This window comes from Acidisoma sibiricum (assembly GCF_057837225.1).
Window position 1 is genome coordinate 329,552 of record NZ_JBYQFD010000002.1, and the last position, 22,996, is coordinate 352,547.

Sequence of the window (22,996 nt, forward strand, 5' to 3'; positions counted from 1 at the left end):
CATCGGTTATAATTGACTGCTGTCCGGCCCTTGGCGGGGGAGAGCCGGCATCTGCATTCACAGGCGCGATCAGCGAAGCCAACCGAACCATTCAGGCTGCCGATAATGCATGATTTAGCGACCAATGCCAGTCTGTTATTTTTATTAACGGTATAGAAAAGTGATATAAGGTGCTGCCTATGGGACATCCCTCTTCGCCCAGGACACGCATTAGCCCTTCAGGGTCAGGTCAGCGCTCTCCAGAAAATCAGCACTCGGCAGAGAGGAACCGGCGAATGATCTTGCCGGAGCGCGTGCGCGGCAGGTGGTCTACGAAGATCACCTGACGAAACCCTGCGAGGCCGCCGATCTGGGCGCGCACCGCGGCGATGAGTTCCGTGCGGATGTCGCTGTCGGGACGAAGGCCGGGACGTCGGACGACGAAGCCGACCGGTACTTGGCCGCGCGTGGCATCCGCCTTGCCCGCGACCGCACATTCCGCGACTTCCGGGTGCTCGGACAAGACCTCTTCAATCCGACCGCCGGCGATGCGGCGGCCGGCGACCTTCAACACGTCATCGGTGCGGGCGAGCACCCGCACCTCGCCCCTCGGATCGATCACGCCCTGATCGAAGCTGCGGTAATAGCCCGGAAAGCGAGCGAGATAGGTCTCATGCATCCGCGCCTCCGCCTGCCAGAGCGTCGTGAGGCAGCCGGGCGGCAGCGGTAGCTTGAGCACGAGTTCGCCTTCAGCCCCTCTCGGCGCTTCACGGCCAGATTCATCCAGGACGCGGAGGTCGAACCCCACGGCCGCACGGCCGATGCCGCTTTCGGCGGTTACCTCCAGTCCGAGCAGGGAGCCGGCAATGGCAGAGCCCGTTTCCGTTTGCCACCAATGATCGCAGACGCGCGTGTCCGTGGCCGACCTGGCCCAGCTGAGTGTCGCGGCATCGGCCCTTTCTCCCGCCACGAAGATGGCCCGCAGGCAGCCGAGATCGGTGCTGCGCGCGTGGCGACCGTCCGGGTCTTCGCTCCGCATGGCGCGCAGCGCGCTCGGCGAGGTGAACAGGACGCTGACCTGATGGCGGGTACAGAGCCGCCAGATTGCGCCGGCATCGGGCGTGCCCGTGGCCCCGCCTTCGTAGAGCACCGTCGTGCAGCCCGCGAGGAGCGGCGCATAGACGGTGTAGGAATGGCCAACGACCCAGCCGAGATCCGCGGTACAGCAGAAGACCTCACCCGGCATGACGCCATAGACCTGCTGCATGGACTGGCGGAGTGCCACGGCGTGGCCGCCATTGTCGCGCAGGATGCCCTTGGGCCGGCCGGTGGTGCCGGAGGTATGCAGGATATAGAGCGGGTCGGTGGCGGCGACCGGCACCGGCGGCACCGGGGCGGCAGCTGTCTCGACGGTTGCAAAGTCATGTGTGTCGCCGGGCAGCGCGCTCAGCCGCCCGCCGGGGCGATGCAGCAGGATATTCGCCGCAGGCTTGTGTGCGGCGGTCACCAGGGCTTCCGCCATGGCGGGGAGAAGCGAGACCGCCCGATTGCCGACATAGCCGCAGCTGGCGGTCACCACCACGCGCGGCGTCGTATCATCGATGCGGGCGGCCAGTTCCGGCCCCGCAAAACCCGCAAAAACGAAGACATGCACGGCGCCCAGGCGCGCGGTCGCCAGCATGGCGATCATCGCTTCCGGCACGGGCGGCATGCAGATCAGCACACGGTCCCCTGCCAGGACGCCGCGTGCGCGCAGGGCGCCGGCGAAACGCGCCACGCGGTCCGTCAGCGCGGCATAGGTGAAGCGCTCAGTCTGGCCGGTGACGGGGCTATCCCAGATCAACGCCATGTGCTCGCCATGGCCGGCCGCGACGTGACGGTCCAGCGCATTGGCGGCTGTGTTCAGCGTGCCATCCGGGAACCAGTCGGCGAGGCCGTCCGGCCGCAGGCGGAAGGCGGTGCCTGGTGCGGTCCCCCAATCGATCGCGCGGGACGCGCGGAGCCAATAGGCGGCCGGGTCCGCCTGCCAGGCATTGCGCTCGACCTGATAAGCGTCACGCATCGACGGACAGATGCTCCCTGACGCGCTCGGCGAGATAGCCGGCATCGCGGGACACGCCGGAAAAGCGGCCGGAGCCCCAGCTGTGCTGCCAGGGCAGGCCCAGAAAATAGAGGCCGGGCACGGCGGTCACGCCGCGGTAATGGCTGGGCATGCCGCGGCCCGTGAAGACCGGCACCTCGATCCAGCGGAAATTGCTGCGGAAGCCGATACACCAGACGATGCCGGTAATGCCGGCCGCCTGCAGATCCAGGCTGCGATGCTCCTGCTGCGGATGCCATGGCGGCTGGTAGGCGGGCTCTTCCGGTGCGGCGATGCCGCTTTTGGCGATGAACCCGTCGATGCTGCGCTTGATGCTTTCGGAGACGGCATCGGCGGAATCGAGATGCCGGGCCAGACCCTCGCGGATCAGCAAGCGGCCGTTTTCAAAACCGTCGGCCCGGCCATAGAGCTGCATGCCTTCCAGCGCACGCAGGCGCAGATCGATATCGCGGCCGCCGTCACGGCCCGTCACATAGTGGTTGGTATTGTCGCGCACGCCCTCTTTCAGCGGGTGCTTTTCGACCGGCATATCGTAATAGCCCATCAGGTCGAGCCAGGCGACGACATCGCGCCCCCGGTAGCGCCGCGCGACACGGGGTGCATCGCCGACGCAGAGATGGACCTTACGACCCGCGATATGCAGATCCTCGGCGATCTGGCAGCCCGACTGGCCGGTGCCGACGACGAGCACGGCACCCTCCGGCATCTGCGCAGGCCGCAGATAATCCGCCGAGTGGATTTGCGCTATCGCAGGGTCTATCGCATAGGACCAGTCCGGGCGGATCGGGTCATGATAGCCACCGGTTGCCACGACAACCTGCTCGGCCCGAATTGTGCCCTTGTTCGTCTCCACAAGGAACCCGCCAGACTCCGCTTGCGTGACGCGGTCGACCGCGACGCCGCATTGCACCGGCGGATCGAATGAGGCGACGAAGCCTTCGATATAGCGGACGATATCATCCCGCCCCATGAAACCGTCGGGATCATCACCCGCATAGGGAAAACCGGGCAGCTGGCATTGCCAGTTCGGCGTGACCAAGCAGAACGTATCCCACCGCTGCGCGCGCCAGGCATGGCCGACAGCGGCACGCTCCAGCACGACATGGTCAATGCCGGTTTGGCGGAGATGCCAGCTCATGGAAAGTCCGGCCTGGCCGCCGCCGATGATGGCGACGGAAATTTCCTGCGGCAGCTTGGATGAAACCGCGCTCATGATTGCTGTACTCCATCCAACCGGCGAAAGCCGGTGACCGTGATTGTCGTCTGCGGATCGAAGACCTTGGCCTGCCGCTCGATGGCGGCGAGCGTTCCCTGCGCGCGGCTGCAAGGAAAACCATATTTGGCCTGAACCCGGTCGCTGGCGATGGTCATGGCCAGGCGGGCGCGCACAACAAGATCCGGCAGCGTGTAGTCCTCCCCGACCGTCAGATGATCTTCGACGACCAGGGACGGCGAATAGAAACTGCTCTCGGTGCCGTCCGGCCAGCGCAGGCGGAATTCCATTTCAGGCATGGGCGAAACTTTCCATTGCGGCATAGGCCGGGCGATGGGCTGCCGCGACGTCGCGCCACGAGAAGCGGGCGGCCGTCTGCGGGCCCGAGATGCGCAGCGCGCGCGCGCGATCAGGTTGCAGCCCCTCCGCCAAGGCAGCGGCGATGGAGCCCACGTCCTGCGGGTCCGCCCAGAGGCACTCGGCTTCGCGGAAATGCTCGGTGAAGGGCGCGATGGCGGAGACGATGACGGGGCAGCCGCAGGCCATGGCTTCCAACGCGACCAGCCCGAAACCCTCGGCGAGGGAGGGCGAGACCAGCGCATCGGCGCGGCGATAGAGCGCCGGCATATCGGCATCCGCAATGACGCCCAGCACCTGGATATTGTCCCGGCCCGCGCTTTCCGCTGCGAAGGCGGCCTGGATGGCGTGATGCTCCAGCAGGCTGGCGCCCCCGGCAATGAGAAGCTGCGCGTGCGGCTCGGTCACCTTCAGCTGAACAAAGGCGCGCAGAATGGCGAGCGTGTTCTTGCGTGCCTCGATCCCGCCCATGGCGAGAAAGACAGGTCCGGGCGGCAGGGCCAAACGCGCCGCGAGCGCGGCATCGGTATCGTCGGGCTGCGGTGTGAAGCGCGCGGTATCGACGCCATTGCCGACCATGATCGGGCGCCGGCCGATCAGCTCCGTAATGCGATCCTGCCAGACATGGCTGACGCAAAAGAGCTGTTGAGCCGCATGCATGCCGCGATCCTGCCAGGCGGCGAGACGGGGATCTGAAAACGCATCCAGGTGATGCACCGTGCGCAGGAAGCCCGGTATGGCGCGGCGATCCTTCAACTGGGCGAGCGCATTGGCGCTGATCGGGTCCTGTGCATGAAAGACGTCGAAGGCAGCACCATCGAGGAAAGCCGCAATCTCACCGATTCGCTGCGCGACCATGGCGGCGGTGTCGCGCTCGGCCCGTGCAGGTATCAGGCGGTAAGCGCAGCGTGGCGGGCGGAAGAAATCTGTACCCGGCAAAGCGGGAGCGATAAGCGTTGCATCCTCGCCTATGTCGCACAGTGCCTCGGCGAGCTGCATGGCATGCACCACGCCGCCGCGCGGATTGGTGGAATGGGTGAGAATGGCGATGCGCCGGGTCATGCGGCACCTCCGCCCGTCAGCGGCGCTTCTGCCAGATCCCAGAAGGTCTCGGTGCTCGTGCCGTCCCACAGATCAACGCGTGTGCCGGCATCGCACCGGCCGATGACGGCGCAGGCGATATTCCGCGCTGCGAAGCGGTCAATGATCGCGGGTGCTTCATCCGGCGTGGCGGTTAGCAGAAAGCCGTAGCTCGGAAAACTGGTCAGCCAGCGCTGCAGCTCAACGCCCTCCGGCCGCGGCACGGCATGAACATCGATGGTCAGGCCGATATGGGAGCATTCGGCGAGCATCAGCGCCGTGCCGACCAGCCCGGCCATGGAAATGTCCTTAGCCGCGCGGCTCAGCCCGGCCTCGGCAATCGCGGGCAGGATATCAAGATCCGCGCGCAGCCGGCCGGTCTCGGCATGGGCTGAGGCAGCATCCCAATAGGGGTATGGCTCATGGTAGCGCCCGCGCAGATCGATGGCTGCCAGCAAGACCTCGCCCGGCCGGGCATCGAAGCTGGTCAGCAGGCGGGAAGCCCGGCCGAGGATCGCGACCGAAAGCTGCTCACCGGCGCTCCGCGTATTGGTATGGCCGCCGACGACCGGAATGCCATAGGCCTTGGCTGCCGCGACCAGCCCTTCAAGGACTGGGGTTGCATGCTCATGATCACGGCTCCATATGGCATCGACCACGGCCATCGGCCTGCCGCCCATGCTGGCAATGTCGCTGGCATTGACCATGATGCCGCACCAGCCTGAGAACCAGGGCTCGGCTGCGACAAAATCGGCGACGAAGCCTTCAATCGCGAAGAGCAGCCAGCCATCGCCGTCTGGGATGGCGGCGCAGTCATCCCCCAGCCGGATGCCGAGCGGCGAGAGGCCGAGGCGACCCAGCACCGGCGCGATATCCGTCTTATGGGCGAGGCCGCGCTGGCTGCGCAGCGCCTGGGCAAGGGATTGCGTGAGCATCATGCCGCGCGCGCCAAGGCCTGGCGCCCGATCAGCTGCGTCGTGTCCCGCCCATGCGGCTGATAGTGGTCAAGGTCGGCGCGCATGACGTGATGTGGGCGCCCGTGCAGGTCGACCTCGCGCAGAATCTCCCAATGCAGCCGGCGGAACAGCGGCACGTTCTGGCTCTGCACATGGGCCAGGAAGCGGCGGCAGCCGCGCCCATGGGCGGTACAGACCGCCATGCGGATGAGTTCCGCGCCCAGTGGCCCGACCCGCCGATGCGCCGCGTCCACGCCGAGGCGCGATCCCCACCAGAGGCCGGGCTCCGCCTCATGAATGCGCACGACACCGACCACTTCCTGCGGTGCGCCGGCAATGCAGGTGACGGCGACGATGGGTGTGGCAATCGCATCCGTCGTATCATGATCATCACCCGCGAAAATCTGCTGCTCGGTGCAAAAAATCTGGCGGCGCAACCGGAAATGGCCCGCACGCTCCCAAGGCTCGGAGGCCAGGCGGATGCGATATTCGCCGGGAATGAAGGGGCGGATCGGCGCGTCATACAGCATGGCGCTCAGCCTCCATAGGCGGAGAGGGAGGAGCAGGCGCCGCATTTCGCGCAGCCCGCCTTGCTATCCGCCGCGCGTAGCCCGGCATCCGTCAGCATGCGGCCAAGCGGGGTGAGGACGCTGCGCATGAAATCCGGCGTCGGCGGTGCATGGTGTTCCAGCGGCGTGCCGGTGATCGGCACGAAGGGCACGACGAAGGGATAGACGCCGAGTGCCACAAGCTTTCCGCAGAGCGCGAGAATCTCGGCCGCCGTGTCACCCAGACCGGCCAGGAGATAGGTGCTGACCTGTCCGCGTCCGAACACGGGCACCGCCTCGGCAAAGGCCTGCAAGTAGCGATCGACCGAGACGGTCGCCTTGCCAGGCATGATGCGCGCACGCACGGCCTGGGTCGCGGCTTCCAGATGCATGCCGAGCGTATCGATGCCGGCCGCGCGCATATGCCCGAACCAGGCAGAGTCGCGCGGCGGCTCGCATTGGCCCTGAATGGCGAGGTTTACGGCCCCTTTGACGGCGGCAGCGCTGTCGCACAGCAAGGCCGCGCCGCGGTCGATGACATTCGGCGTGCCGGTGGTCATCACCATATGCTTGACGCCGTCGAGCAGCACGGCTGCGCGTGCGACCTCGGCGAGTTGCGCGGGCGTCTTATGGGCGATGGTGCGGCCGGCTGCCAGCGACTGTCCGATGGCGCAAAACTGGCACGCGGTGCGCCGATCGGTATAGCGGATGCAGGTCTGCATCACGGTCGTTGCCAGGACATCCGCGCCGTGCAGAACCGCGATCTTCCAGTAAGGCACGCCGTCCAGCGTCTGCAGACCGTAGAAGCGCGGCTGCTTGGGAAAGGTGATACGGCCGACATTGGCGCCGTCCCGCAGCAGGATGCTGCTGCCGGAAAGGTCCGGCAGGCTGGCCTCGAAGGGGGAGGTGCGCGCGGTGCCGGTGTAGATCGGCACCATGACCGTCTGCCCGGCGATGGTGATGGCCTTGTGGTCGGACGGGCCGGCGCCGCCCCGGCGCCCCGCGGCGCCGGTATCGGGGTCAGCCAGCCGCAGCCCGAGGGATTGGAGATCCGTGATCAGGCTGCGGCTCGTCGGCGGGACGTATCTCACGTCTGTCAGGGTCTGCATGCGCATCGCTCCGGCTTTGGGTGGGGGCGGTGGATCGGGTCATCGGGGTTGCCGCATCATCACGCAGGACGAGGCTGAGCAGTTCGGGCCGCGCGTAATGGCCGACGCTATCCATCATCCGCTTGCGCTTGGTGATCAGGCTCATGTCGAGATCAGCGACGACAAGGCCTTCGCCTTCGCGCAGCGGGGTTGCGAGATGGACGCCTTCCGGGGAGATGATGGCGGTATTGCTGCCGCCGCGCAGCGCGCGCTGCAAGCCTGGATCGGGGGTGATCGCCTGCACCTGCGCATCTGTCAGCCAGCCGGTGGCATTGACCACGAAACAGCCGCTTTCCAACGCGTGATGGCGGATCGTCACTTCGATCTGATCCGCGAAGATCGGCCCGACCATGGAGCCCGGAAACTGCGCCGCGTGGATTTCCTCGTGCTGCGCCATCAGGGCGTAGCGGGCGAGCGGGTTGTAATGCTCCCAGCAGGCCAGCGCGCCGATGCGTCCCACGTGGCTATCGACGACGGTCAGCCCACTGCCGTCGCCCTGGCCCCAGACCATCCGCTCATGGAAGGTCGGCGTGATCTTGCGGCGCTTGAGCAGGATCGTGCCATCGGCATCGAAGATTACCTGGGTATTGTAGAGAGAGCCGTGGTCCCGCTCATTCACGCCGAGCACCACGACCATGCCGGCCTGCCGGGCGGCGCTGGCAACGGCCTCCGTCGCGGGACCGGGCACGGTCGGCGCATTGTCATAGAGGCGCATATGCTCCCGCCCCATCATCACGGCGGGCTGCACGAAGGAGAAATAGGGGTAGTAGGGCACGAAAGTTTCGGGAAAGACGAGGAAGCGCACGCCATCGCGCGCCGCTTCCTCGATCGTACGAACGACCTTTTCAATGGTACCGTCGGCATTCTCCAGAACGGGAGAGAGCTGGGCCGCGGCGGCGCGGATCGTTCGCGGCACCGTCAGACCGTCCAGGAATCGATGACGAAGGCGTTGTCGCGCTTGTGCAGTAGCATGCAGTCAAGCACGTCTAGCGGGTTGATCGGGCGGATGCCCGGCATCAGCGAGGCTTCGCCATGGCCGTACAAGGCCTGGAGCGAGAAGCGGCAGGCATAGACCTTGCCGCCTTCCTCGATGAACTTCTTAATTTGGTTGTTGAAATTCTGATGGCCCGGAAAGGCGTCGTCGCCGAGGCGCGGGAAGCCGCGCAGCACGCCGAGGGTCACGCCGGGACCATAGAGAAGAACGGTGGTTTCAAAGCCTTTGCGCTGCAGCCGCGTCGCCTGCAGCAGGTTGACGAGGCCGATGGAGCCTTCAAAGGCGACGGTATGGAAGCTGACGAGCGCCTTTTGGCCCGGTTCCGCCTTGACATCTTCAAAAACCTTCTCCTCGTAGTCAACGAGGAAGTCTCCAACTTCGTGTTTCGGCTTATCGACTTTTGGCATCGTGCTGTTCCTTCTTGCCGCGCTGCGGGTGCGGGCAGAAGAGAGCAGAGGTCCTGATGACCCGGCAACGGTGACAATAGGCGGCGATTGATGCGGAGAAAAAGCCGACAATGCCGTACAATGTGGTGGGTGTACCTACAATTGTGCGGCGATGGCTCGGCGGCGAACGCGACCTGCGCAGTTCATGGTCACAGGATGCACGAAAAGAGGGCGGATTGGGTAAGAATTCAGCTTCGACCTGCCCGCATATTCGTCATGATGGGGTTCAAGTTTTTGTGATCAGCAAAAATTGGCGCAAAATGAGTCGGGTCAGACGATATCTGCATAGCCTTGAGGCACCGGACGTTTGATGGCGGCGGCCACCGCATCCAGGGCCGTGGCCAAGGCAGCACGGTCCTCGGCGGCGCCGAGGGCGATGCGGACATGGCCAGTGGTGGCGCGCGCGCCCTCCACGCTGAAGGCGGTTTCAGGCACCAGCGCCAGACCCTGCCGGCGCGCATAGGCAGCGAATTCCGCTGATTGCCAGTGCGGCGGCAGGGACAGCCAGAGATGCAGCCCGTTGGGGTGAGTCTGGGCCTGTTCTTCGGTCAGAATGCTCGCCGCCAGCTGCTGCCGTGCGCTGGCCTCGCGGCGAATGGCGTCGAACAGAGCCTGCGCTTCGCCATTGCGCACCCAGCCGGTGACGATGGCGGTGACGAGGGCTGAGCCTGTCTGCACGGTGCCCCGCAACGCCGCGGTGAGCCGCTCCACCTGGGCCGCGGCCGGGGCGACGAGATAGGCGATACGCAGACCGGGCGTCAGTGTCTTGGCCAGTGTCGCGACATGGAAGACCAGGTCCGGCGCGAAAACGGCCAGGGCCGGCAGGCGCTCGGCGGGGAACAAACCATAGGCATCATCCTCGAGGATGGGCACGCCATGGGCGCGGGCGATGTCCGTCACCGCCTGGCGACGCTGCACTGACATGGTGGCAGTTGTGGGGTTTTGGATCGTCGGAGTACAGACAATCAGCCGGGGCCGGCTTTCATGGCAGACCCGGTCGAGATCCTCGGGCAGCATGCCCTCCGCATCCATCGCCACGCCGACCAGGGTTATGCCGAGCTGAGCGGCGATCGCGCGCAGCCCCGGATAGGCGAAATGCTCGGTCGCGACGATATCGCCGGCACGGGCGAGCGAGGTCAGCACGACCAGAATGGCGCTTTGCGCGCCGGGGCAGATCAGCACGCGCTGCGGATCGATGCGCGCCAGGGTGGGGCTTAGCCATAAGGCGCCCGCTTCGCGGTCCTCGGCGCTGCCGGTGTCCCAGTGATAGGTCATCAGCGCCGCCAGATCATGCCGGCGCAGCATGCGCGCCAGCCCCTCCTGCAGCATGGTGCGGAGCGAGGGGTCAGCCGGCAGCGGCGGCAGGTTCATCGTCATGTCGACAAGCGGATGGGTGCGGTTGCGCTGCCGGAGCAGTGGTGCGTCCGGCCGGATGAAGGTGCCACGGCCGACGGTGGCGGCGACCAAGCCCTGGCGATGCGCTTCCGCATAGCCGCGCGTTACGGTTGCCAGATCGACATCCAGATGCTGGGCGACGAAACGGTGGGTCGGCAACCGGTCGCCCGGCAGCAGGCGGCCGTCGCCCACCGCCGCCGCAATGGCATTGGCGATCTCGCGGTAGATCGGGCCTGTCCGCGCGCGCAAATCCGGCAGCCAGCGGGGTGCGGGGCTTGCCCGGTCGGCTTTCAATGCGGCCACGCGCCTGCCGCCCAGGGGTGGCAGGACGTCATCTCTGGCTTGCTGCCCATAGGCCCCGACAATCCTTGCGTTACAGGCAAGCATAAGCAGAAACCGTACCAGCAAGCGCAGGCCCGCCCGCTTTACGCGATCCTACTGCTGCGCTCGTCCCGCAGCCTGGTGCATCCGCGGCGCGGTCGCTCCCGCTATCTCGGCGGGCGGTCATGACGGCGGCAATGCGGTGCTGCGGACGGGCCGGGGCGGCGTAGCACGACAGCGCTCGGAGCAATATTTCACGCTCTCCCACTCTCGCGCCCATTTCCGGCGCCAGGCGAAGGGCCGGCCGCACGCAATGCAGGTTTTGGTCGGCAGGTCGGCTTTGCGGCGCATCCGGGCCATAGAACTACCCGCGCCCCGCTCCGCCGCCAACCGCCCTGCGCTTGAGACGGCGTCCAAAAAGGCGGGAGATGACCGGCCGCACCGGTAGGAACAGCCGGTAGCCGAGTTCCAGCGCGGGCAGCGCCCCGGGCAGCGAGGCCGCGCGAGCAGCCCATCGCCATCTCGGTAACCGCTTCCAGACCTCGACGAAGGCCGCCGCACCCGAAAGCACACGGCCGTCGCTGGCACGGACATGGAACCGCGCCATGGCGCGCTGCCGGCTGATCCCCTCAGGCGTGACAGCGCCGGTTTTCGAGACATCGACGAAGCACAGCGCACCGGCGTGGTCTTTGCTGCGATAGTACCCGATCTCTGCCTGGCAGAGCGGGCAGGACCCATCAAAATAGATGGTGGATTGGGAGGGGTCTGGCGCCACGCGAAGCTCCTGAATATGCAATCGTCCCTTGACCTGAACGGGCGCTTGACGACCCTATCACACCCATCTCGCGGCGGGGCCTGGGTCCTCCGGGCATTCACACCCGACAGCATGCACTATACGGTCGGGCTCGCTGTCTGGATGAGCCGCGGCGAGCCGGCGGATTGAGGGGCACAGGAATGCTGGTGACGCCCGCTATCATCGATGATCTGAGCCATGAGACGGCCATAGCTGCGGCCGGAAGCGAATGGCATCTCTTCACCGACCAGGTGATGGGTGGTGTGTCCACAGGGACGATGGTCCGCGAGGTCATCGCCGGCCGGCCCGCCATCCGCATGCGGGGTGACGTCAGCCTGGAAAACAATGGCGGTTTTGTGCAGATTGCCCGCGATCTATCGCCCGATGGCGGGGTCGTCGATGCCAGTCTCTGGAGCGGGATCGAACTCGACGTTTTCGGCAATGGTGAAACCTATGGCGTCCATCTGCGGACGCAGGCAACGACCAGACCCTGGCAATCCTACCGCCAGATCTTCACGGCCACTCCAGAGTGGCGGACGGTTCAGCTGTGGTTCGACGGCTTCGTGCCCCATCGGCTGGATGCGGCGCTCGATATCCGTCACTTGCGGCGTATCGGCCTGGTGGCCATCGGCCGTGCCTTTGCGGCCGATCTTGCTGTGGCTGGGATCAGGTTCACGTCATCGCCGCTTTTGGCCGAGGAGCCGTCTTGATGACCGTTACCCCCGATCCTACCGGTCCCGGCCAGGAAAGCGTCTGGTCCTATCCTCGGCCGGCGGTGGCGGAACCCAGCCATCGTCATTTGCAGATCGTGCATCGCAATACCATCATCGCCGAGACCCGCCACAGCATCCGTACGCTGGAGACAAGTCATCCACCCAGCTATTACTTTCCTCCGGGCGATATCGCCCCCTTCGTTCTCAAACAGTCGCAGCGGCGCAGTATCTGCGAATGGAAAGGCGAAGCGATCTACTTCGATGTTCTGGTGAACGGCGAGACGCTGCGGGATATGGCCTGGAGCTATCCCGATCCGACCCCGCCCTTCAGAATTCTGCGTGACCATGTGGCTTTTTACGCCTGGCCTTTCGACGGGTGCTTTGCGGATGGCGCGCGGGTAACGCCGCAGCCAGGGCATTTCTATGGCGGCTGGATTACCTCTGATGTTGCGGGACCGTTCAAGGGCGCACCGGGCACCCAGCTCTGGTGACGGGCCGTGACCCATCCGCACGTCGCGCAAAGCAAAGGTCAGTCATGATACAGGACTGACCGTCCGCCGTCGATCGCGATGCTGGTAGCGTTAATGAAGGGTGCCTCATCGGACGCCAGGAACACGGCCGTCATGGCGACCTCCTCCGGGCGGCCAATGCGTTTCGGCGGGTGCAGGTCATAGGCCTTCTGCCGCTCGGCCTTCGGATCGGGAAAGGTGTTCCAGTAATCCTGCGCAATATCGGTCTCGACATAGCCCGGCGCGATGGCGTTCACCCGCACGCCTCGCGCCGCATATTGAATGCCAAGCGCGCGCGTCAGACCCAGAAGCCCATGCTTCGCCACCGGATACGGAAAGGTATTCGGGATGATGGTCGTGGAATGGCTGGAGGCGATATTGATGATACTACCCGCCTGTTGCGCCAGCATGACGGGCAGGACCGCCTTGCACATATGCCAGACACCATCGAGATCGACAGCGAAACAGCGCTTCCATTCCGCCTCTGTTGTTTCCAGCGGCTCATGGAAGACGTTGATTCCGGCATTGTTCACCAGCACGTCGATGCGTCCGAATGCCGCGAGCGTCGCCTGGGCTGCGCTTTCCGCCGCCCCGATATCGGCCACGTCGGTTTCGACGAAAAGACTGGTGGCGCCCAAGGCTTTCAGCGCGGCGGCCATGGCAGGGCCCGTCACCGGATCGCGTTCCGCGATGACGACCGTCGCCCCCGCTTCGGCAAAAGCGCGTGCGGTGGCAGCACCGATGCCGCGGCCCGCACCCGTGACGATCGCGATCTTGCCCTGAAGTCTATGAGCCATGGTCTTCACCAATCAACCACTGTGCCGTCCGGCAGAACCGCCTCGGTCGCGGCCATGATTTCCTGCTTGAAGGGATGCTTCGCCGCCACCGCCTCGTCGATTTCGACACCAAGGCCGGGCGCGTCCGGGATTTGCCAGTATCCGTCCACCATGCGGATCGGCCCGTGTAATACGTCACCATACCAGGGGACGGCACCGACCATCTCCTCCTGAATGACGAAGTTCGGGGTCGCGATGTCGAAATGCAGGGCAGCGACACCCGCCAAAGGCCCAAGGGGATTATGTGGCGCGATGCCGGCGCCGGCGAGTTCGGCCATGGCCGCGATCTTGCGCGCTTCCGTGAAGCCGCCGACATGGCAGAGATCAGGCTGTGCGATGTCGATGACGCGGGCCTGAAAGAAGGGCTCGAACTCCCATCGGTCAACCAGCCGCTCACCGGCCGCAAGCGGGACATGGCTGCGCGCCGCGATCGATTTGAGGCCAGCGATATCTTGCGGCGGCAATGGCTCTTCCACGAAAAGCGGGCGGCCGGCAGCCAGGGCGTCGATATATTGCAGGGCCGAGCCGGCCGAGGCGCAGCGGCCGTGAAAATCGACCATGAGTTCGACATCCTCGCCCACCGCACTGCGCAGATCCTGCATCATGCGCGCCACCTGGTCGATTGCGCGGACCGGGGCGGTGTAATGGGTATAGGGGATGAAGACGACCTTCATGGCGCTATAGCCAAGCGCCAGCACTTCATGGGCGCGATCGATCAGTGGCCCTGCTTCCATCGTATTATAGACAGCGTTGATCTCGCCGAGTCCGAGATGGGTATAGACCCGCACCCGATCGCGCGTCTTGCCGCCCAGCAAGCGCCAGACCGGCAGGCCGACGCTTTTACCCAGAATATCCCAAAGCGCCACTTCGATGCCGGCTATAGCGCTGCTGCCAATGACGCCAATGCGCCAAAAGCCATGCTTGTGCATGATGCGCACAAGATTTTCGATGTCGCGCGGATCACGACCGATGATGAGCGGTGCCAGATCCTCCACAGCGCCGGTGACGGCGCGGGTCTTCCATTCAAGGGTCGCTTCGCCCCAGCCGTAGAGGCCCGGCTGGTCGGTATCGACGCGCACAAAAATCCAGTTGCGCATCTCGGCATTGACGACGAGCGTGCGAATACCGGTGATTTTCATGCGATCAACCTCTTGGGCATAAAGGAGACGCGGCCATTCATAGCCGCGCCGGGTGCAAGCAGCCTGAGGCCGCCGAGATCAGGCGCGTGGTGGGCATCAGCCTGATGGGTCATCGCTTCAAAGCAGAAGTGATCACCGGCAAAATTCGGCTCGAAGATCTTATGGGGCATGAATACGAAATAATCCTGAAAGCCAGCATCCGCTTCGATATGCAAGCCGAGGGCATGCTCCGGCCAGATGATCTCTGCCGTGCCGTTCCAGCCCTTGAAACCGTTGTTGATCCAGCGCCGTGGCAGGGGACTGGCTGCGGAGAAATTCAGATCGGCCGGGATGGCGGTCATCGCCCCTGGCAGGAACTCCGCCTCTTCGGGAAAGAAGCCGGTTGCGTCTGCACGCAACGTGGTCTGCGGCGTCAGCGGAAAATAGGGGTGCAGGCCTAGTCCAAACGGCATGCTTTCTGCCGAGCGATTGCGGACCGACAATGTGACGGTCAGCCTTGGCTGAGGATGTGTCGTTAACTCATAGGCGATCTCCGCCTCATAATCATAGGGGCTTTGTGCGTCCGCTGTCCGCCGCAGCCCGAAGCGGATGCTGGCCTCGCATTGTGCCAGAACCTGCCAAACGCTGAGCCACCCGTCGCCATGGAGGGAATGACGGTCCCAGGGCTGATTGGGCAAAAGCCGGTAGCCGCGCTCCGCGACCTGAAAGTGGTTGCCCCGCACGCGATTGCAGTAAGGCACAAGCGGAAAGCAGCTTGCGGTGAGCGGATCGCCATCATGCCCGCTGCCGTCTCGCATCAGGAGGTGGGGAACGCCACCGGCGTCACACCAGCGAAAGCCACAGATCACCGCCCCGCGACGGTCAAGATCGACCGTCAACGGACCGTATGACAGCACAAACCGATTACCGCCCATTCGTCTTCAAACCGGATGATGACCTTGCTGGCTCGCCCAGGGGGCACACATTTTTTCTCCCGTTTCCCTGTCTTTCGCTTCCCTTACAGGTGGGAAACAGTATGATTGATGACGACAATAGTAGGATGAATAAGATATGCAAGTCGGAAATAACGCACGGCCGCGGGTTCACCAGAATGTTGTGATGGACCTCGCCCGGCGCATTCTTTCCGGGGAGATTGCGGCCGGCGCGCTGATGCCGAGCATGCAGGACTTGAGTGACGAGCTGGGCGTCAGCCGATCTGCAATGCGCGAAGCCATCAAAGTTCTGAGTGCCAAGGGCATGGTGGAGGTGCGACCGCGGACAGGCACGCGCATCCGCCCGCGCGCGAGCTGGAACCTGATGGACCCGGAATTGCTGTCCTGGTGCGGGCCGGAACTCGACCAGCGATTTCTTGCCAGCCTGTTGCAATGCCGTTTGCTGATCGAGCCTGGCGCGGCGGCGCTGGCGGCGTCCAACGCCACGGCCGCGCAGCTTGCGGTGATGGAGGATGCCTTCCATCGCATGCGGGACGCCGCCACGCTCGGCGAGCGCGTTGAAGCCGATCTCGATTTTCATGTCGCCGTGCTGAGTGCGAGCGGGAACATTTTTCTGGAGCAATGGGGCAGCACGATCTCGTCGGTCTTGCTGGCGGCTTTTCGCATATCGACAGAAACGGCGATGTCTGACGATGAAGCTTTCGATGTTCATGCCGAGGTGCTGGAGGCGATCAGGCTGCGCAGCGAGCAGAGGGCGGACCGGGCCATGCGCCGGCTTTTGACGGTGGCGGCCAAGGATCTGCATCTCGGTGCCAAGGCGGTGAAAAAGGTCTCGTGATATAAGTGCGACGGGCATAAGACGGACTTGACTATTTTAATCATCCGACATTTGATGACCCGAGACTTCAGCCGTCGTGGAAAATTCCAGGAAGGGCAAGGATAGGCGCCTGCCGTGTTTGAAAAGAGAATATCGGTGGTATTCTTCGATCGGTTCTTAGTAAGAACAAATAAAAAAGTAATAGTGGGGGATGAGTTCATGAATCGGATCAAGTCGGCTGCGACAATTGCTGCCATGTCTGCCATTGGATTAGGTGTCATCGGCCCTCTGTCGGCGGCTTATGCCGCGGATACGTCTTTGACGATCGCCTATATCCAGAAACAGGGCGATCAGCAGTATTTCGTCGATGAGGCGCAAGGCGCGCGGGATGAGGCTAAGGCGCTCGGCAATGTCCACGTCAATGTCATCAACGTGCAGATGGATTCCAATGCGGCGATCAGTGCGATGAACGTGATGATCGGTCAGCAGGTGGGTGGGATTGCGATCGTCGTGCCGGACCAGCAGATCGGCCCGCAGGTGATCGATATGGCCGGTCAGGCCAAGATCCCGCTTGTCTCCTCCGATGATCCGATCAAGAGCGGCACGGGGACGGTTGCCCCCTTCGTCGGTTTCGATGGCTATCAGATGGGCTTCAAAGTGGGTGAAGCCGCCGGTCAGCTCTACAAGAAGGCAGGCTGGGATACGAAGGGGACGAAGATTGCCGCCGCTTTCGAGCAACAGCTTTCCGTCTGCCAGGATCGTGAGCATGGCGAGGAGGATGGCTTCAAATCGGCGGCCGGCGCCGATCTTCCGGCTGTCATCAAGATTGGCACGGATAATTCCGTGGTCGATGCCCAGAACCGCACCGGCGCGGTGCTCACGGCCAATCCGCAGATCAAGCACTGGATTGTCTGGGGCTGCAATGATGAGAACGAAACCGGCGCCGTTACGGCGCTGGCCAATGCCGGCATGACGCCGGACAATATCATCGGCGTCGGCCTTGGTGCCTACTTGACCTGTAAAGACTGGCAGGCTGGGCAGGCGTCCGGCAACAAGGCCGCGCTGTTCATCAGCGGTCATGACGTCGGCAGCGCCGCAGTGCAGGTATTGGTTGATAGCATCCGCAATCACACGCCGCTGCCGCCCAAGACGATTGCAAAGACAACAATTGTGACGCCCGAGACCTGGAAGGGTGTCATGGGCAGCTGCAGCTAGAGGCGCGATCCGATACGGGATCGGCTGACACGCGTGCGAGGCAAGAGACCATGACCGGTACGGTTCTGCTGCATATGGACAATGTCGCGAAGCGCTTTGGCGTGGTCCAGGCGCTGCGCGGCGTGTCGCTGAATGCCCGTGCCGGGGAAGTGCTGGCCCTGTTGGGAGAGAACGGGGCCGGCAAATCCACCCTCTTGCGGCTGATGAGCGGTGTTCATCAGCCGGACAGCGGCAGCATTGCCGTGGATGGCAAAAGCATGGTCTTCGCCACGCCGCATGCCGCCCGTGGTGCCGGCGTGCGCGTGGTGGTGCAGGAACCCGAGATCATCCCCGATGTTTCGGTTGCTGAGAATGTCTATGCCGGTGACCTGCCGCGCCGGGGCCGCATCTTCGATCGCGGCGCGCTGCACCGACAGTTGGAGCAGGATTTGGCGCGCTACGGTTTCACGGGTGTTTTGCGCGCTGAGCAAATGGGCCGGACGCTGTCACCGGCGCAGCGTCAGGTGGTGGAGATCTTGCGCGCGCTGACTGGCGGTGCGCGCGTCATCGCCTTCGACGAACCGACGTCTTCACTTTCGGATCATGAGGTGGAAAGCCTGTTCCGCCTGATTGCGCAACTCAAGACCGAAGGCATCGCCATCATCTATGTCTCTCATCGCATGAAGGAGATCTTCCGTATCGCCGACCGCATCCTTGTCTTGCGCGACGGCACGTCCGTGGGCGAACGCGCCGCCGCCGAGACCAGCGAGCCGGAGCTGGTACGTATGATGGTGGGGCGTGATCTGTCGGCACTCTTCGCGCGTAGCCCGCGCAGCATCGGCCGCAGCGTGCTGCGCGTGCATGAAGTCACCACGACAGACGTGCGTGACATCAGCTTTGAGGTGAGGGCCGGGGAGGTGGTGGCGTTGGCCGGCTTGGTGGGCGCCGGCCGCACCGAGCTTGCCCATGCCATCATCGGCGATACGCCGATCCTGTCCGGCCATGTGGAGGTTGAGGGCAAGCGCTTGGTCTTGCGCTCGCCCCGCGATGCAGTGCGCGCGGGGCTTGCCTTGGCACCGGAGGAGCGGAAGCAGCAGGCGCTGCTGATGAAGCGGTCGGTACGGGATAATATCTGTCTCGCCGTGCTGGGGAGGCTGCAGAAATGGCACTTCGTCAGCCGGCGCGAAGAAAGCCGTATCGCGCAGCGCTATGTTCAGGAATTGCGCGTGCGCACACCCACCATCAATCAGGACGTATCGACGCTCTCGGGTGGCAATCAACAGAAGACCGTGCTCGCCCGCTGGCTGGCGCGCGATGCAAAACTATTGATCCTGGATGAGCCGACCCGCGGCGTTGATGTCGGTGCCAAAGCGGATATCTACGCCATCATCGACAAGCTCGCGGCGCAGGGCAGCGCCATCCTCGTCATTTCCTCCGAATTGCCGGAGGTATTGGGCCTCGCGGACCGCATCATCGTCATGCAGGGCGGGCGGGTGCGGGGTGAGTTGAACCGGGCGGAGGCAACGGAAGAAAAGATTCTCAGCCTCGCCATTCTGGAGGATGCGGCATGACGACCTCTGCCCAAGAGCCGGTCAAGATGGCAACCGCCGCGCACAGCGCATTGCCGCGCCGGGTGCTGGCGGCTGTCGGCGTGCAGAATGTGAGCCTGCTGTTGGCGCTTGTCGTGCTGGTCATTTTCATCGGCGCCCAGAACAGTAATTTTTTCTATACCAGCAATATCGCGACGATCGGCACGACCATCGCGATTGTGGGCGTCCTGGCTGTCGTGCAGACCGTCGTCATGCTGCTCGGCGGGCTTGATATTTCGGTCGGAAGCCAGGCGGGGCTGACCTCCGTGCTCTCGGCCATGGTCTTCACGGCGACAGGCAGTGCGCTCGCGGGTATTGCGGCGGCGCTGGCGCTCGGGCTTTGCCTCGGCCTGCTCAATGGCATCATCATCATCTACGGCCGTGTCAATGCGGTCATCGCGACGCTGGCAACTTTCGCGGCCTTTCGTGGCATGGCCAATCTTATTTCAGATGGCCGTGCGCAGGGTTATACGGGGATGGATCACCTTTTCGTCTTCCTGGCGCGCGGGGACATTATCGGCATACCGGTGCTGATCTGGATACTCGTCGTGGTTGCAGCCCTCATTCAGGTGATGCTGCATTTCACTGATATCGGGCGCAACATCTACGCCGTGGGCGGCAATGCCACGGCCGCGCGCCTGGCCGGCATTCCGCTCAACCGCTATATCGTCGGCTGCTATATGCTGGTGGGACTGGTCGCGGGTCTGGCAGGTATCCTTCTGACCGCGCGCACGGGGTCCGGCCAGCCGACATCCGGCAGCCAGGGGCTGGAATTGCAGTCGATCACCGCCGCCGCACTGGGCGGCGTCGCCCTGCAAGGCGGCCGCGGCACCATCGTCGGCACGATCCTGGCTGTTATTCTGCTGGGCGTGCTGGAGAACGGGCTGATTATCCTGAACGTGAACAGCTTTTGGCAGGACATCGCGCAAGGTGCCTTGCTTATCATTGCCGTCGTCATCCAGCAGCGACGCGCCAATACCCGGGGCGTCGGCCTGCCCTGACCATGACGCCTTGTCCGCGAGCGGCGGCGCGCGAGGATTATAGAATGGGCTCGCTGGTTTTTGTGGGAACTCTCACGCGCCCCGTTCCACATTTCGAGGCAAAGGGTGGCGCGGGCATTCATGTTCTGCGGCTGGATGAGACAAACGGCCACCTCAGCACGCTCTCTGTCACAGCAGATGCTGTCAATCCGCACTACCTCGCCTTTGACGAAACCAGTTCAACCCTCTACGCGGCAAGCGAGGTGATGGACTGGCCGCAAGGCCGTCTCACGGCCTATCGGTTTGAGCCCGCTACGGCCAGGCTGGCCATGACGAATACGCAGCCAACCCTCGGCCATTTGACCTGTTTCGTATCCCTTGATCAGGCACGCCAGCATGTCGTCGTGGCAAACTACAGCATGCGCCCAGAAGGTGCAGGGCCGGACAGCGCCTTCGCCGTGTTTCCGGTCGCAGGCGGGACGATCAAGCCTGCGAGCAGCGCGGTCAGCCGGCGCGGCGGCGGCCCCGATGCCGTCCGGCAGGAGCGCAGCCATGCGCATTGCATTCAGCAATTGCCCGATGGCCGCCTCGCTGCCACCGATCTCGGCAGCGACGCGGTTCTGATCTATGCCTTCGATGCTGCTTCGGGACGGATAGGACAGGAGCCGGATTGCATCATCGCCATGCCACCGGGCGCCGGGCCGCGGCATTTCGTTTATGATCGCGGAGGCACGCGCCTTTTTGTCGTCAATGAAATGGCATCGACCGTCTCGGTTCTGGTGAAGGACGGCGACGGGTTCACCTTGGGTCAAACGGTGTCGGTCCTGCCGCCGGACGTAGAGGCGCCTGATCGCTATGCCGCTGGCATTGTCATGGGCCGTGCCGGGGACCACGTCTATGTCAGCAACCGTCGGCCGGATACGATCAGCCTGCTGCGCGTCAATGCATCAAGCGGTGAATTGCAGCTGGCCGGCTGCTGGCCGTCTGAAGGCCGGACACCACGCAGCATGGCGATGAGCGCCGATGGCCGCTACCTGCTGGTCGGCAACCAGGACAGCGGTGCGATTGCGGTCTTTGCGATCGACGCCACAACCGGTGCTCTATCCTTCGCCAGCAGTTTCCCGATCAAGGCGCCCATGTGCGTCGTGACCGTGGCCAACCCATAGCTGCTGCTACTGCTACTGCTACTGCTGCTGCTGCAATTCCCTGATATGTCGCGACGCCAAACCCGCACTAGCCGCGCGGGAAGGGCATCAGCGTTGTCAAAAATATACGCCTGAATTGCGATTTTATATTAGACGCACCCAACACAATAGTACAATTATAGGGTTATGTTTGAAAGACCGATACTTATTCGTATTATCGACCTTGCGTCATGCTGACCCTCCACTGCCGCCAGGGTGGCCTGCCCTCCTCGGCCATCACGCGTAGCATCCGGCATGCCGGCATAGTGCGCTGCCGCCACGACGCCCTGTACCAGGCTATGACGTCGATCGATCATCGGCGCATCGCCCCCCGACCGCGTCATCACAATGTCCTGAGGCACAGAGAATGACACGTCGCCTCCATCTCGGGCTGAACGTGCTGTCGGACGGTATGCATCCCGCCGCCTGGCGTGCACCCTTTGCTGATCCCTTGGGCTTCATCAAGCTGGAGCAATGGACGCATCTGGCCCGCGTCGCCGAGCGCGGCACGCTGGATGCAATCTTTCTGGCCGATATCCCGTCTCTTACCGCAAAGGGTGACGGTCCTCTCGCGGGGCCGCCGCTGGCGCTCGACCCGATCGTCTTGCTGTCTGCGCTCGCCTCGGTGACCTCCCATATCGGGCTGATCGGCACCGTCTCGACCTCGTTTGAGGAGCCTTACAACGTTGCGCGCCGTTTCTCTTCGCTCGACCATCTGAGCCACGGCCGCGCCGCCTGGAATATTGTCACCACGGCGGATGCCGCAGCAGCTCAGAATTTTGGCGCACAACCTCATCTTCCTCGTGCCGAGCGCTATGCGCGGGCAGAGGAGTTCGTTGATGTTGTCAAAGCGCTGTGGGATAGCTGGGATGATGACGCATTGATTGTCGAGCAGGATACCGGGCGATTTACGGCGCCCGGTTCGGTGCGCCGGATCGATCATCGCGGCACGCATTATCATGTGGCGGGGCCGCTCAATGTACCGCGCTCGCCGCAGGGGCGGCCGGTTTTGGTGCAGGCCGGCGGATCGCCCGCCGGTCTACTGCTGGCTGCGCGTCACGCCGACATGGTCTTTGCGGCCCAGGCCTCGCTGCAGGACGCAGGCGCCTATGCGCGCGAGTTGCGGCGGCTGACCGCGGCGCAGGGCCGCCCCGCCGACGCCGTGCGCATTCTGCCTGGACTGTCCTTCATTCTGGGTGGTACCGAGGCGGAAGCGCGGGCGCGGTCCGATGCCCTGAATGAATTGGCGGGTGACCGCAGGCTGCACAATTTCGCCTGGCAACTGGGGGTTGATGCCGACGCCCTGTCCTGGGACAAGCCGCTGCCCGATTGGCTGCTGCAGACCACGGAACTGTCCCGCGTGTCACAGGGTGCGCGTGATGTCGTGCTCAATTTGGCGCGGCGCGAGCGGCTGACCGTGCGGCAGCTTCTGGATCGTGTGATCACCTGGCATCGCCTGGTGATCGGCACGCCGGAACAGCTGGCCGATGCGATCAGCGAGTGGTTCCTGGCCGGCGCTGTCGATGGCTTCAATCTCATGCCCGATGTGCAGCCGTCCGGGCTTGAGGCCTTCGTCGATCATGTCGTCCCGATCCTGCGCCGCAGGGGTTTGTTCCGTCAGAGCTATGAAGGCAATACGCTGCGCGATCATCTCGGCCTTGCCCGGCACTCGAACCGTTTCCTTCCTCGCCAGCTGGCCGGATGACGGCGCATCGCCTTGGCTGCCATCCTCTCCATCCCCCCAGGATAATGCCGTGACAAAACGCCTGATC

General features: G+C 64.0%; 23 protein-coding genes. 8 read left to right on the plus strand and 15 right to left on the minus strand.

Annotated elements, in window-relative coordinates; genetic code table 11:
- Positions 1-247: 247 nt before the first annotated feature.
- The 12 genes from AC3G7M_RS19920 to AC3G7M_RS19975 form a co-directional block, all read right to left on the minus strand.
- Positions 248-2,041: an AMP-binding protein gene (locus tag AC3G7M_RS19920; protein ID WP_489216273.1), complete on the minus strand. Its 1,794-nt coding sequence runs from the start codon at positions 2,039-2,041 to the stop codon at positions 248-250.
- Positions 2,034-3,293 carry an MSMEG_0569 family flavin-dependent oxidoreductase gene (locus AC3G7M_RS19925; protein ID WP_489216275.1) on the minus strand — a complete coding sequence of 420 codons (1,260 nt, stop codon included), beginning with the start codon at positions 3,291-3,293 and terminating at the stop codon, positions 2,034-2,036. The genes AC3G7M_RS19920 and AC3G7M_RS19925 overlap by 8 nt, the downstream gene beginning before the upstream one ends.
- Positions 3,290-3,592, minus strand: coding sequence for an MSMEG_0570 family nitrogen starvation response protein (locus AC3G7M_RS19930; RefSeq protein ID WP_489216277.1), 303 nt, complete (start codon positions 3,590-3,592; stop codon positions 3,290-3,292). Before AC3G7M_RS19930 ends, AC3G7M_RS19925 begins: the two co-directional genes overlap by 4 nt.
- The gene (locus AC3G7M_RS19935) at positions 3,585-4,712 is read right to left on the minus strand and encodes an MSMEG_0565 family glycosyltransferase (protein ID WP_489216279.1); all 1,128 of its coding nucleotides are present in this window, start codon (positions 4,710-4,712) and stop codon (positions 3,585-3,587) included. The genes AC3G7M_RS19930 and AC3G7M_RS19935 overlap by 8 nt, the downstream gene beginning before the upstream one ends.
- Entirely contained in the window at positions 4,709-5,668 is a 960-nt protein-coding gene (locus AC3G7M_RS19940; protein WP_489216281.1) for a sll0787 family AIR synthase-like protein, read from the minus strand. The genes AC3G7M_RS19935 and AC3G7M_RS19940 overlap by 4 nt, the downstream gene beginning before the upstream one ends.
- Entirely contained in the window at positions 5,665-6,225 is a 561-nt protein-coding gene (locus AC3G7M_RS19945) for an MSMEG_0567/Sll0786 family nitrogen starvation N-acetyltransferase (protein WP_489217122.1), read from the minus strand. Before AC3G7M_RS19945 ends, AC3G7M_RS19940 begins: the two co-directional genes overlap by 4 nt.
- On the minus strand, positions 6,222-7,343 hold the full coding sequence (locus AC3G7M_RS19950) for an MSMEG_0568 family radical SAM protein (RefSeq protein ID WP_489216283.1): 1,122 nt from the start codon (positions 7,341-7,343) through the stop codon (positions 6,222-6,224). The genes AC3G7M_RS19945 and AC3G7M_RS19950 overlap by 4 nt, the downstream gene beginning before the upstream one ends.
- On the minus strand, positions 7,255-8,304 hold the full coding sequence (locus tag AC3G7M_RS19955; protein ID WP_489217124.1) for a Nit6803 family nitrilase: 1,050 nt from the start codon (positions 8,302-8,304) through the stop codon (positions 7,255-7,257). Before AC3G7M_RS19955 ends, AC3G7M_RS19950 begins: the two co-directional genes overlap by 89 nt.
- Entirely contained in the window at positions 8,301-8,783 is a 483-nt protein-coding gene (locus tag AC3G7M_RS19960) for an MSMEG_0572/Sll0783 family nitrogen starvation response protein (protein ID WP_489216284.1), read from the minus strand. Before AC3G7M_RS19960 ends, AC3G7M_RS19955 begins: the two co-directional genes overlap by 4 nt.
- A gap of 309 nt (positions 8,784-9,092) precedes the next feature.
- Positions 9,093-10,520 carry an aminotransferase-like domain-containing protein gene (locus AC3G7M_RS19965; protein ID WP_489216286.1) on the minus strand — a complete coding sequence of 476 codons (1,428 nt, stop codon included), beginning with the start codon at positions 10,518-10,520 and terminating at the stop codon, positions 9,093-9,095.
- Positions 10,521-10,721: 201 nt separating this feature from the next.
- Positions 10,722-10,898 carry a DUF2256 domain-containing protein gene (locus AC3G7M_RS19970; protein WP_489216288.1) on the minus strand — a complete coding sequence of 59 codons (177 nt, stop codon included), beginning with the start codon at positions 10,896-10,898 and terminating at the stop codon, positions 10,722-10,724.
- A gap of 4 nt (positions 10,899-10,902) precedes the next feature.
- Complete coding sequence (locus AC3G7M_RS19975; RefSeq protein WP_489216290.1) at positions 10,903-11,313, minus strand: thiol-disulfide oxidoreductase DCC family protein; 411 nt, start codon at positions 11,311-11,313, stop codon at positions 10,903-10,905.
- 179 nt (positions 11,314-11,492) lie between these two features.
- Here AC3G7M_RS19975 and AC3G7M_RS19980 point away from each other — a divergent pair, with 179 nt between their 5' ends.
- Positions 11,493-12,041, plus strand: coding sequence for a CIA30 family protein (locus AC3G7M_RS19980; RefSeq protein ID WP_489216292.1), 549 nt, complete (start codon positions 11,493-11,495; stop codon positions 12,039-12,041).
- The gene (locus tag AC3G7M_RS19985) at positions 12,041-12,535 is read left to right on the plus strand and encodes a DUF427 domain-containing protein (RefSeq protein WP_489216294.1); all 495 of its coding nucleotides are present in this window, start codon (positions 12,041-12,043) and stop codon (positions 12,533-12,535) included. Before AC3G7M_RS19980 ends, AC3G7M_RS19985 begins: the two co-directional genes overlap by 1 nt.
- A gap of 38 nt (positions 12,536-12,573) precedes the next feature.
- On the opposite strand, the gene AC3G7M_RS19990 is transcribed toward AC3G7M_RS19985, so the two are convergent.
- Genes AC3G7M_RS19990 through AC3G7M_RS20000 form a run of 3 tightly spaced genes read right to left on the minus strand, consistent with a single transcriptional unit; the run spans position 12,574 to position 15,442 of the window.
- Positions 12,574-13,350, minus strand: a complete 777-nt coding sequence (locus AC3G7M_RS19990; RefSeq protein ID WP_489216296.1) for an SDR family oxidoreductase — start codon at positions 13,348-13,350, stop codon at positions 12,574-12,576.
- A gap of 5 nt (positions 13,351-13,355) precedes the next feature.
- A complete protein-coding gene (dgoD, locus tag AC3G7M_RS19995; protein ID WP_489216297.1) occupies positions 13,356-14,528 on the minus strand; it encodes a galactonate dehydratase in 1,173 nt (390 codons plus the stop codon).
- Positions 14,525-15,442: an aldose 1-epimerase gene (locus tag AC3G7M_RS20000; protein WP_489216299.1), complete on the minus strand. Its 918-nt coding sequence runs from the start codon at positions 15,440-15,442 to the stop codon at positions 14,525-14,527. The genes dgoD and AC3G7M_RS20000 overlap by 4 nt, the downstream gene beginning before the upstream one ends.
- 184 nt (positions 15,443-15,626) lie before the next feature.
- Between AC3G7M_RS20000 and AC3G7M_RS20005 the strand changes: the two genes are divergently transcribed.
- From AC3G7M_RS20005 to AC3G7M_RS20030, 6 genes are all read left to right on the plus strand, one after another.
- The gene (locus AC3G7M_RS20005; RefSeq protein WP_489216301.1) at positions 15,627-16,298 is read left to right on the plus strand and encodes a FadR/GntR family transcriptional regulator; all 672 of its coding nucleotides are present in this window, start codon (positions 15,627-15,629) and stop codon (positions 16,296-16,298) included.
- A gap of 114 nt (positions 16,299-16,412) precedes the next feature.
- Positions 16,413-17,492 (plus strand): substrate-binding domain-containing protein, encoded by a 1,080-nt coding sequence (locus AC3G7M_RS20010; protein WP_489216303.1) that lies wholly within the window; start codon positions 16,413-16,415, stop codon positions 17,490-17,492.
- A 50-nt stretch (positions 17,493-17,542) separates the two neighbouring features.
- Entirely contained in the window at positions 17,543-19,042 is a 1,500-nt protein-coding gene (locus AC3G7M_RS20015; protein WP_489216305.1) for a sugar ABC transporter ATP-binding protein, read from the plus strand.
- Positions 19,039-20,061, plus strand: coding sequence for an ABC transporter permease (locus AC3G7M_RS20020; RefSeq protein WP_489216307.1), 1,023 nt, complete (start codon positions 19,039-19,041; stop codon positions 20,059-20,061). The genes AC3G7M_RS20015 and AC3G7M_RS20020 overlap by 4 nt, the downstream gene beginning before the upstream one ends.
- A 44-nt stretch (positions 20,062-20,105) precedes the next feature.
- Complete coding sequence (locus AC3G7M_RS20025; protein ID WP_489216309.1) at positions 20,106-21,206, plus strand: lactonase family protein; 1,101 nt, start codon at positions 20,106-20,108, stop codon at positions 21,204-21,206.
- A 385-nt stretch (positions 21,207-21,591) separates the two neighbouring features.
- Positions 21,592-22,929 (plus strand): LLM class flavin-dependent oxidoreductase, encoded by a 1,338-nt coding sequence (locus AC3G7M_RS20030; RefSeq protein ID WP_489216311.1) that lies wholly within the window; start codon positions 21,592-21,594, stop codon positions 22,927-22,929.
- Positions 22,930-22,996 lie beyond the last annotated feature (67 nt).

What these genes read in the sequence shown, in the direction of transcription:
- AC3G7M_RS19920 (WP_489216273.1), bottom strand. Translation starts at nt 2,041, where the DNA reads ATGCGTGACGCTTATCAGGTCGAGCGCAATGCCTGGCAGGCGGACCCG.
- AC3G7M_RS19925 (WP_489216275.1), bottom strand. Translation starts at nt 3,293, where the DNA reads ATGAGCGCGGTTTCATCCAAGCTGCCGCAGGAAATTTCCGTCGCCATC.
- AC3G7M_RS19930 (WP_489216277.1), bottom strand. Translation starts at nt 3,592, where the DNA reads ATGCCTGAAATGGAATTCCGCCTGCGCTGGCCGGACGGCACCGAGAGC.
- AC3G7M_RS19935 (WP_489216279.1), bottom strand. Translation starts at nt 4,712, where the DNA reads ATGACCCGGCGCATCGCCATTCTCACCCATTCCACCAATCCGCGCGGC.
- AC3G7M_RS19940 (WP_489216281.1), bottom strand. Translation starts at nt 5,668, where the DNA reads ATGATGCTCACGCAATCCCTTGCCCAGGCGCTGCGCAGCCAGCGCGGC.
- AC3G7M_RS19950 (WP_489216283.1), bottom strand. Translation starts at nt 7,343, where the DNA reads ATGCAGACCCTGACAGACGTGAGATACGTCCCGCCGACGAGCCGCAGC.
- AC3G7M_RS19960 (WP_489216284.1), bottom strand. Translation starts at nt 8,783, where the DNA reads ATGCCAAAAGTCGATAAGCCGAAACACGAAGTTGGAGACTTCCTCGTT.
- AC3G7M_RS19970 (WP_489216288.1), bottom strand. Translation starts at nt 10,898, where the DNA reads ATGGCCCGGATGCGCCGCAAAGCCGACCTGCCGACCAAAACCTGCATT.
- AC3G7M_RS19980 (WP_489216292.1), top strand. Translation starts at nt 11,493, where the DNA reads ATGCTGGTGACGCCCGCTATCATCGATGATCTGAGCCATGAGACGGCC.
- AC3G7M_RS19985 (WP_489216294.1), top strand. Translation starts at nt 12,041, where the DNA reads ATGACCGTTACCCCCGATCCTACCGGTCCCGGCCAGGAAAGCGTCTGG.
- AC3G7M_RS19990 (WP_489216296.1), bottom strand. Translation starts at nt 13,350, where the DNA reads ATGGCTCATAGACTTCAGGGCAAGATCGCGATCGTCACGGGTGCGGGC.
- dgoD (WP_489216297.1), bottom strand. Translation starts at nt 14,528, where the DNA reads ATGAAAATCACCGGTATTCGCACGCTCGTCGTCAATGCCGAGATGCGC.
- AC3G7M_RS20000 (WP_489216299.1), bottom strand. Translation starts at nt 15,442, where the DNA reads ATGGGCGGTAATCGGTTTGTGCTGTCATACGGTCCGTTGACGGTCGAT.
- AC3G7M_RS20005 (WP_489216301.1), top strand. Translation starts at nt 15,627, where the DNA reads ATGGACCTCGCCCGGCGCATTCTTTCCGGGGAGATTGCGGCCGGCGCG.
- AC3G7M_RS20015 (WP_489216305.1), top strand. Translation starts at nt 17,543, where the DNA reads ATGACCGGTACGGTTCTGCTGCATATGGACAATGTCGCGAAGCGCTTT.
- AC3G7M_RS20020 (WP_489216307.1), top strand. Translation starts at nt 19,039, where the DNA reads ATGACGACCTCTGCCCAAGAGCCGGTCAAGATGGCAACCGCCGCGCAC.
- AC3G7M_RS20025 (WP_489216309.1), top strand. Translation starts at nt 20,106, where the DNA reads ATGGGCTCGCTGGTTTTTGTGGGAACTCTCACGCGCCCCGTTCCACAT.
- AC3G7M_RS20030 (WP_489216311.1), top strand. Translation starts at nt 21,592, where the DNA reads ATGACACGTCGCCTCCATCTCGGGCTGAACGTGCTGTCGGACGGTATG.